Raw genomic sequence first — 9769 nt, forward strand, 5'->3', positions numbered from 1 at the left:
TTGGCCAGTTGATTCCAATTGAATATATAGGTGGTCTTGAAACTGCTGAGTTAACTGAAATACTAATAAATGGAGAAGATGAAGAGAGTGAGGACAGTTTAAGACAAAGATACTATGATAGTTTAAACTCACAAAGTTTCGGTGGTAATATACAGAATTACAAGGATGAAGTTAACAAGATACAGGACGTTGGAGGAGTCAAAGTTTACCCTGTTTGGAATGGTGGAGGAACTGTTAAGTTAGTAATAATTAACTCTAACTTCAAAGTACCATCTAGTGATTTAGTTAATCTAGTACAAGAAGAAATTGACCCTATACAAAATCAAGGAGAAGGTATTGGATTAGCACCTATAGGACATAAAGTTACTGTTACAGGAGTCGTGAGTACAACTATAAATGTAAGTACTACAATAACATACAAGAGTGGCTATGCTTGGGAGAATATAAAGGCTATAGCAGAGGAAGCAATTGACGACTATTTAAATGAACTCAATATGAGTTGGGAAGATGAAGAAAACTTAATAGTTCGTATATCTCAAATTGAAACTAGATTGCTTAGTATTGATGGAGTATTAGACATTGTAAATACTATGATAAATGACGTTGCATCAAATTTTAGTGTTGATAAAGATTCAATAGTAGTAAGAGGTGAGGTAGTTGGATAAAGATATAAATTTAATAAGTTACTTACCACAAATTCTGCAAGACAAAGAAGAATATGAGAAGATATTTAATGCAGATAACAAAGAAATTAAAACACTACATGATAAATTAGATGATGTCTTAAATGACCAATTTTTAGAGGATTTAACCATAACTGGTATAAAAAGATGGGAAAAAATAATGTCTATAGTTCCTAAATCAAATGAGAGTCTAGAAGATAGAAGATTTAGGATTTTTAGTAAATATATAAGTAAATTACCTTACTCAGAACGATTTTTAAGAAACTGGCTAGATAGTATAGTTGGAGAAGGTAATTATGAATTAACTATAAATAATGCTACTTATAATATACACCTTGAGAGTGATGCAAGAAATCAAGACTGGTTTGAAGAAGTTCATTCATTTGTAAGTAGTGTTAAACCTTGTAACATGACTTTAGACTACACTAGGGTATTAGTAAGTAAAGATAATGGTATGTATTTTGGTGCAACTACAATAACAGGACATGAAATTACAATTTACCCTTGGTCACCTAGTGATATTGAAACTCAAGGGGAAATTAATATAATTAGTGGTAATGGATTTGGATACCAAGAGATTACAATTTATTAGATAGGAGGTGGTAGTTTGGCTACAGATAAAAGTTATTACACGATATTAACAAATATAGGTAAGGCTAAGATAGCAAATGCAAGTATAGTAGGAGGAAAAGTTGATTTTGTCAAGATTCAACTTGGAGATGGCGGAGGAAATGAGTATAATCCTACAGAGGAACAAACAGTATTAAAAAATGTAGTTTGGGAAGGTAAAGTAGGGAATGTCAAGACTGATGAAAGCATGACAAATTGCTTGATTTTAGAGAGTCTAATACCTGCTAGCGCTGGAGGCTTTATAGTTAGAGAGATAGGTTATTTAGATACAGAAGGTAATTTACTTGCTATATCAAAATATAGGTCAGCATACAAACCTAGATTGGAAGATGGAGCAGTAATTGACATGAAAGTAAAAACTATTTTTGTTGTATCTAATGTTAATAATATAGAGCTTAAAATTGACCCTACGATAATTTTTGCTACATTAAAAGATTTACAAGATTTAGAGGCTAAAATAGATACCATTGACACTAAAATAGATACAACTAAAACGGAGCTAGTAAGCAACATAGAAACTGCTAAGTCAGAGTTAAATGGAAAAATAGGAGATACAACACTACTTGAAACAACAGATAAAACAAATATAGTTAGTGCATTAAATGAGGTAAAAACTAGTGTAGATAGTATAGAAACAACAGCAGATAAAACAACTATAAAAGATACAGATAATTTATTTGAAAGTGATAATGTAGAAGATGCTTTAAAAGAGGTTTTTCAAAATGGAGTTAATGCTAAAAATAATGTAGTAACAGCATTGAACTCCAAAGGTGTAGAAGTTGCTACAAATGATACATGGGAAGAAATAAAAGATAAAATTGATAAAAAAGAGGGTCGATTGGATTTAAGAGAAACAACACTTTCAAATAGCTATGCGTATTTAGTTACAAATGGAACTATAAAATATATTGAAAGATGTAGTGGAAATTTCAAAACTTTTGAATATGAAGAACCTTATTTTTATGTAATTAAAGAAACTCATTTAATTAAAATTAATGCTACTGATGAAACGGTAGTTTTTGATATTACTTTAGCTAATGCTAACTTCTCATGTATTTGCATTACTCAAGAATTTTTATTTATATCTGATAATAATAAATTATATAAAATAAATAAAGTGACTGGAAGCGAGATACAATCTATAGAAGGTGCTTATTATAAATTGTGTGCATATGGAGATTATATTTATGGAGTATACGGAAATGAAACTTCTTCAATACTCCATAAAATAAGAATATCTGATATGTATATAATGCTAACTAAGAATTTATCATCAAATGAAATTTACAATTTTAATAGAGGCAAGTTTGTTTGCAACAAAAATGGTATTTATGCAACAACAGAACATTCAAACACAAGTAGTATTACAGACTGTCATTTATCTAAAATAAATTTTGATTTTACTATAGCTAAAGATTTTAGGATAGGTGGATATTTGTATGAAAAAAATATTAAGTTTTTAAATGATTTTGTTATTGTATCTGATGCAGAAAGAGGCATAGAAATTGATAGTAACAAAAAAGGTGCTTTAGTAAAATACGATGCAAATTTAAATTTAATCGTATATTCGGATGATATTAAATATGACAATTTTGATATATATAATGGATATATATATGCTTTATATTCACTTTCTAGTAGTCCTTTTGTAAAAATAAATTTAAATACTCTTAAACACGTTGACAGTTACCGAAAACTTACTGAAACATACCCAAATGCTGGTATGTTTATAATAAATGATATAGTTTTCTTTATTAATGGTGGAATTTTTAGAAATGTATTATCAAAAAAGGTTTATTCATATGAGAAAGGAGAATCATTATGATTTATTTAGGAAATTTAATGGACACAGAGGAACAAAATATAAAATATGTTGGAATGATACACTATGAACCAAGTTTGTTATCAGAGGAAAACTTAAAAAATGGTATTTTAGTTGATGAATTACCAATTAAAAAATTTGTAGAGAATAAAGAGGCAAAGTTATTTATAAATATAGACACTAAAGAAGTTTTCTATAGATATACAGATATTAAAAGTAGTATAGAAGATAAAGTAAATTCTACAGAACAAACAATAGCAGATTTAACTTTTCAATTAATGAATAATGGGGTGATATAAATGAATTGGTATAAGATAATAACAGACTTCTACAGAAATGGGAATTGGACTAAAGAGCAAGTTAAAACAGCAGTTTCAAAGAGTAAAATAACATTAACAGAATATAAAGAAATTGTAGGAGAGGACTATGTAGCATAGTTCTTTTTTAATACAAAAAATTAGGAGGTTTTCATGAATGAAGAACTTGTGAAGGAGAAGATAAATACACTTGAAACAAGGGTAAAAGAGCATGGCAAACAAATTGATAGAATCGAGATTGAGCAAGCAAAGTTTGCTATACAAATACAAAACTTATGTAGTGATATAAAGAATCTAACAGGAGTACTTAAATGGCTTGTAGGAGTTATAATTACAACATTGGTAGGATTCTTTATATTTGCAATACAGAGAGGAATATTTTAATTAGGAGGAAAATAAATGGATAATTTAATAAGTTTCATACCAGAGCAGTTACTAATTTTAGTTGCTGCTCTTTATGTTATAGGAGCAGGATGTAAAAAGTATAAACAGTTAGATAACAAGTATATTCCAGTAGTATTACTAGCACTTGGAGTAGGCTTCTCAATATGGATGTTAGGATTAAATGCTGATGCAGTCTTACAAGGTGTAATTTGTTGGGGTATATCAATAGGTATAAATCAAACTTACAAACAGTTAAAGGAGGAAAATAAATAATGAAAATATGTATTACAGTAGGACACAGTATTTTAAAAAGTGGTGCATGTACTTCTGCTGATGGAGTAGTTAACGAGTATCAATATAATAAATCTCTTGCACCAGTATTAGCAGATACATTCAGAAAAGAAGGTCATAAGGTGGACGTAATAATATGCCCCGAAAAGCAGTTTAAAACTAAGAATGAAGAAAAGTCATATAAAATACCCAGAGTTAATGGTGGGGGATATGACTTACTCATAGAGTTACATTTAAATGCAAGTGATGGTCAAGGAAAAGGTTCAGAGGTGCTATATTATAGTAATAAAGGTCTAGAGTATGCAACTAGAATATGTAAGAAACTAGGTACAGTATTCAAAAATAGAGGTGCTAAATTAGACAAAGGATTATATATTTTAAATAGTTCCAAGCCTACAGCCATATTAATTGAAAGTTTCTTTTGCGACAATAAAGAAGATTATGAGAAGGCTAAGAAACTTGGATATGAAGGTATGGCCAAGTTAATTGTAGAAGGTGTATTGAATAAAAATATAAAAAATGAGGGAGTCAAAGAGATGTATAAACACACTATAGTTTATGATGGAGAGGTTGACAAGATACCTGCAACAGTAGTCGGCTGGGGCTATAATGATGGAAAGATATTAATATGTGATATAAAAGATTATGTACCAGGTCAGACTGAGAACTTATATGTTGTAGGTGGTGGAGCATGTAATAAAATAGGTTCTATAACTAAAGAAAGATACACTATGATAAAAGGTAATGATAGGTTTGATACACTTTATAAAGCATTAGATTTTATTAATAGATAGATTATAAATTCATGTATGTTTTACATACATTTTATGTACAATTAGTCTATTATTAGGTAACTGTAAAAAGATATAATTACAAGTAGGTACTTCTTATTATATATCTTTTTTGTTTAACCATTTTGGGTAAGATTATTATAATTTCGAAATAGTAGAAGTACTCTATGAGAAACAAATGTAATAAAAAAGAGGAAGTCTCGCTAGCCCTGTTTTTATTGCAAAAAAATGTAAATATATGTACAATAAAATAGAACCTAAAAAAGACTCCCAAATCTAAAACAGGTTCTATTTAAAAAAGTATATTCGAGCTTATTAGACATATTTATTATACAACAACTTGTTAGAATATACAATAATAAGCCAGGAGCGAGAAAAATGGTGAAACAAGTAAGTAAAATCTTAGGAGAAATCGAAACGGGTACTACAGTACCATTAATCGGTATAATAGATAATGAGCAGGTTATTATTAAAACATTTCGTAATAGATGTGGTCATAAAATTTTGATAAACGAATTTGTATGTTTAGAACTTGCTAAAATATTAGAATTACCGATACCAGATGGTGGAATATGTATAATAAATAATGATACTGATATAGAACAACTTCTAGAATATGAGAAATGTCTAGATGATGTTGAAGGGATAGGGTTTTATAGTAAAAAAATAAATAAAGTATCTGAAGTTACAGATATTGAATATAAACATGCTAATAAAATTTATAATAAAAAAGATATAATAAAAGTTATTATTTTTGACCACTTTATACACAATAAAGATAGACATGATGGGAATATGCTGATTGGAATGACTAAAGGTAATAAAGGTAATGGTTTTAGTATAATAGATCATTCTCATGTATTTAATATGGATGTGACCAACGTAGAAGCATGGATAAAAATAAATGAGCAAAAGTATAATGAAAAAGAGATTTTGAGAGAAAATGAAATTATTTATAAGAATTTTTATAGTGTTGTAGATATTAATTTAGAGGTTTTGACAGATGAAGCTAGAATTTTTAAGGATAGATTAGATGAAAATGTTATAAGTAATATTTTAAATAAAATACCTAAAGAGTGGATGAATAATATTAAAAAAGAAGACATATTGAACTATTTGTTGCATAGGTTGAATAGTATAGACGAAATATGCAAATTCATCATTGAAAATATAAATTGTACAGGAGGTGAGTGTAGTGAAAGTAGCTTTTTCAGTTTTAACATATAGACCATCATTTATTGCAGACGAAAAAATAAATGTGGGGATTTTATTTCATAATATAGAATATAAAGAAGTATATTTTGAAACAACTACTAACTGGACTCGCGTTAAAACCTTTGATGATGAAATTGATATAGACATTTTTAAAATGATTATAAATGGTATGAAATCACATGCACAAAGAAATCTTAAGGATATACATTTAGAAAATTATATAAAAAGGTATAATAATGAGCTTAAGTTTGGAAAAGTTTTTTATAAAAATGTAGATTCGATAAAAGATTTTATATTAGAGACAAAGCAAATGTTTATGCCATATGATTTTGAAAAAGGCAATAGACCTACAGAACAAAGACAAATATCTTATATAAAAGGATTATTGAAAGATAGTGATATAAAATATAACACTAAAGCAATTAAAGGTAGTTTTAATGAAAATATAAATTACGATTATACAATTGGAAATTATGGTTTTAAACTTTTTGAATTTCAAAACAAAAAAGTAAGCAGACTTATTGCCACAGCTAAGCACTGGTCATACAATGCTAATGAAATTAGAGATATATATAAAACTATTTTTATATATGACTTGAAATTAGAAGATGAAATATTTAAAACTATATTAAAAATATTAAGTTCATCAGGTGCCCAAGTAATGTCTAAAGAAGACGTATTAGAATTTACAGTACAACTTAAAATGAAACAAAATAAAGTTGAACAGTTAAAATTAGAAATATAAAAGATAATTAAAAATAAGTTATGGATATTTATAAGGTATAAGGAGCATAAGATAACTCTTTATACCTTATTTATTTTATAGAAAGGTAATAATATGTTAATACATGATAAGAGTTTTTATCCAACAATAGACTTTCTAAAGATAAAAAGGCAATTAAAATCAATATACAAGAATGATTTATCTGATTGTGGAAGCATATGTATAATAGAAAGAAAAGACTATTCTATAAGTATAAATAGCATAGGTGAGATAAATATATATTATGATTCAAGATATGAAAATAAGATACAGAGTATAGTTGGTGAGATTGAACAGTTATTTAAGTCTCAAGTTAAAAATTTTAGTGTATCAAAATTTAATCATTGATGATTAGAAGGTAGCGACTGGAGTTAGTTGTTACCTTCTTTTTTAAATCTCAATTAAAATAGATTTGATAAAAGATAGTATTTTACAGATAAATAAAATTGATAATTCAAGTTAAAGATATTTACTTACATTTTGCCTACACTTTATATACAATTTCTAGACTATTTTGTAATTCATATAATATATATTAAATGTAATATATATCATACGAAAATAACGAGGTATATAATTACATGTAAAAATGTATTAAATTGATAATGATTATTATATACTGGTTAATTATTAATACAAAGGGTATTACAAATATAAAGGATATCAAAATTGTTCAGAAAAGAGTATAGTATGAGAAAATATTAAACTTTAATGAAAAAAGTAACATGTTTATATAATCATAAAAATAAAAATATATAGGGTAGATGTATAAAAATTTAGTATATATGAGAAAATATTAATAATATTTGTTGTTGGAATGTAAATATTAAAATGGTATAATTTAGGTAACAAATCTTAAATTATACTACTGGAGGTATATTTATGGAAAGGTTTGTTTACAAGGGGGAATTTAATATGAATAATTATTCAATTATGTTTGAAAATAAGTCTATTTTAGATTTAAAACAAACATGCTATTTAGATAGCTTATATAATTTATTTGAAGAAAAAATTCAGTATGTAACTAAAACTCTAAAAAATAACAATATAGAAGAGGATGAATGGGATATACAGTTTATAAAAGAAGATGCCTTGCAGTCAATTAAAAATATAGAAGAAGATTTTATTACTGATAAAACATTAGATTGGAGAATTAATTTATCAATAATAATAAAGAAAGTATTAGATAAAAGCAAGGCTAACTTTAAAATAGCAGATGAAATGTATCATAATCCTATGAAGAAAAGTGAACAGTATTATGATTTATTAAGTAATATCTTTGATAATTTAGAAGAGCTTATATGTATAAAATATAAAGAATACGAAATTTCTAGAAATATCAGGTTTGCTAATATTGGAAATTTAGTCAATAATGATAACTCATCAAATTATATAGACAATGAACATATTGAATTTGATTTTAACTTTAAGTTTGAAATAGAGGATTATGATAATGATGATTATGCATTGGCAGCTTAGATTTTGGAGGAAGATTAATGGAATTAGATAAAATGAAGTATAGAAAATTAGTTAATGATGTGGGACTAGTAAATGTGCTAATTAAAAATATTGAATTAAGTGATGTTATATTACATAAAGATGAAAATATCAAAAATGAAAGTATTAAATGTGATGTTAAGATGGAATATGAGTGTGAAGAATTTAAAAAGTTATCAGAAGTAGTAGAATTTTATCCTAAATTTAACTTAAGAATAGAATGTCAAGGAGAAGGTTTGGTAAATTTAAAATTTGAACTAAGGGCAATTTATACATTTAATTCAATAGAGGATTATGAAGATGATTATATATTAATGTTTATAGAACGAAATGTTCCAGTTAATATATGGCCTTATGCAAGAGAAATAATAAGCTCTATCACAACTCGTATTGGATATCCTGCCCTAGTAATTTCTCCATATAAGGCATAATATGAGATTGAAATTTAAATCTAAACATAAAGAGATTAATAGCAGGGAAAAACACCCATCAGCAAAATCTCTAGCAAATTTTATGTTAAACAATAAATCGTTCTTGGGTATAACATTGTCAATATTAGATGAATGGAAAAATAACATTGATAGTAGTAAAATTGAGGATATTGTAAAAAATAATTTTAGATTTGAGGAATCTATAATTAAAGATAAAAACTACGAAGAGTTTATAAAATTATTAAACTCATTTTATAACGGAACAGAAGGTGTTGTAAACGGTAGAAGAGGAAGGTTTTTAGAGTTAATTTGGGATGTTGTAGGAACATATAATGGAAAAGAATTCACGCAAAAAATAGATGAGGCCATTGTATTAGAAAATGAAATCAAGATATCAAATAAAGATATAGATATTGTTTATGTGGGCGAGGTTAAAGATAAAAATACAGATAATTTCATTGAAATGCATGAATGTAAATCATCTGCAAACTCGACATTAAGAACTCCATTAAAACCAAAACACAGAGGAAAACTAGAACTTATGCAATCAGTACTTCAAATATCAGAGACAGAAGAAATTAAATGTGATGGATTAATAATTACATTCAATGCTAATAAAAGAAAGCTTGAAAGAAAACTGAGAAGCTATGGATTTGAATACTTTAAAATAATCCCTAGAGCAGAGATAGAGGAAAGAGTATTTAATAAATAATGTATACTAATTTATACAAGTTAACATACACCAAAGCACTCTCTTTATAGGAGTGCTTATTTTTTTTGAAATATATTAATATAAACTATCAAGAACATTACTCAACACACCTTAAAATTGATTTAAATAGTTCTTTTTAACAACCTAAATTATGTGATATAATAAAAAAATAGAAGTGTACTACGAATACACTTCTATAGTTGCAATTAAGCATTCTCATGTCGGGGAGTGCT

The 9769-nt window shown here is 26.8% G+C and carries 14 protein-coding genes; all 14 read left to right on the plus strand.

The annotated features are described in order from the left end of the window. Nucleotides 1–665, plus strand: a 665-nt coding sequence (locus tag IC173_RS19755; protein ID WP_227856160.1) for a baseplate J/gp47 family protein, incomplete at its 5' end; no start/stop codon positions are given. Then, on the plus strand, nt 658–1275 hold the full coding sequence (locus tag IC173_RS19760) for a YmfQ family protein (protein WP_227856161.1): 618 nt from the start codon (nt 658–660) through the stop codon (nt 1273–1275). The genes IC173_RS19755 and IC173_RS19760, both read left to right, overlap by 8 nt. 15 nt (nt 1276–1290) lie before the next feature. Next, entirely contained in the window at nt 1291–3138 is a 1848-nt protein-coding gene (locus IC173_RS19765; RefSeq protein ID WP_227856162.1) for a phage tail protein, read from the plus strand. Next, nucleotides 3135–3434 (plus strand): hypothetical protein, encoded by a 300-nt coding sequence (locus tag IC173_RS19770; protein WP_227856163.1) that lies wholly within the window; start codon nt 3135–3137, stop codon nt 3432–3434. The genes IC173_RS19765 and IC173_RS19770 overlap by 4 nt, the downstream gene beginning before the upstream one ends. Then, a complete protein-coding gene (locus tag IC173_RS19775) occupies nt 3435–3572 on the plus strand; it encodes an XkdX family protein (protein WP_227856164.1) in 138 nt (45 codons plus the stop codon). 33 nt (nt 3573–3605) lie between these two features. Further along, nucleotides 3606–3836, plus strand: a complete 231-nt coding sequence (locus IC173_RS19780; RefSeq protein ID WP_227856165.1) for a hemolysin XhlA family protein — start codon at nt 3606–3608, stop codon at nt 3834–3836. 15 nt (nt 3837–3851) lie between these two features. After that, entirely contained in the window at nt 3852–4109 is a 258-nt protein-coding gene (locus tag IC173_RS19785) for a phage holin family protein (RefSeq protein ID WP_227435861.1), read from the plus strand. Further along, nucleotides 4109–4921, plus strand: coding sequence for an N-acetylmuramoyl-L-alanine amidase (locus tag IC173_RS19790; RefSeq protein WP_227856166.1), 813 nt, complete (start codon nt 4109–4111; stop codon nt 4919–4921). Before IC173_RS19785 ends, IC173_RS19790 begins: the two co-directional genes overlap by 1 nt. Before the next feature lie 375 nt (nt 4922–5296). Further along, nucleotides 5297–6145, plus strand: a complete 849-nt coding sequence (locus IC173_RS19795) for a HipA family kinase (RefSeq protein WP_227856167.1) — start codon at nt 5297–5299, stop codon at nt 6143–6145. After that, complete coding sequence (locus tag IC173_RS19800) at nt 6114–6878, plus strand: DUF3037 domain-containing protein (protein ID WP_065388440.1); 765 nt, start codon at nt 6114–6116, stop codon at nt 6876–6878. Before IC173_RS19795 ends, IC173_RS19800 begins: the two co-directional genes overlap by 32 nt. Nucleotides 6879–6971: 93 nt before the next feature. Beyond that, a complete protein-coding gene (locus tag IC173_RS19805) occupies nt 6972–7244 on the plus strand; it encodes a hypothetical protein (RefSeq protein WP_227856168.1) in 273 nt (90 codons plus the stop codon). A 567-nt stretch (nt 7245–7811) separates the two neighbouring features. Then, nucleotides 7812–8375, plus strand: coding sequence for a hypothetical protein (locus IC173_RS19810; RefSeq protein ID WP_227856169.1), 564 nt, complete (start codon nt 7812–7814; stop codon nt 8373–8375). 17 nt (nt 8376–8392) lie between these two features. After that, nucleotides 8393–8824 (plus strand): protein-export chaperone SecB, encoded by a 432-nt coding sequence (locus IC173_RS19815; protein WP_227856170.1) that lies wholly within the window; start codon nt 8393–8395, stop codon nt 8822–8824. Between the two features lies 1 nt (nt 8825). Then, nucleotides 8826–9536 (plus strand): hypothetical protein, encoded by a 711-nt coding sequence (locus tag IC173_RS19820; protein ID WP_227856171.1) that lies wholly within the window; start codon nt 8826–8828, stop codon nt 9534–9536. The last annotated feature ends 233 nt before the right edge of the window (nt 9537–9769 follow it).

It is taken from the genome of Clostridioides sp. ES-S-0048-02 (assembly GCF_020658495.1).
Lineage (GTDB): Bacteria > Bacillota > Clostridia > Peptostreptococcales > Peptostreptococcaceae > Clostridioides.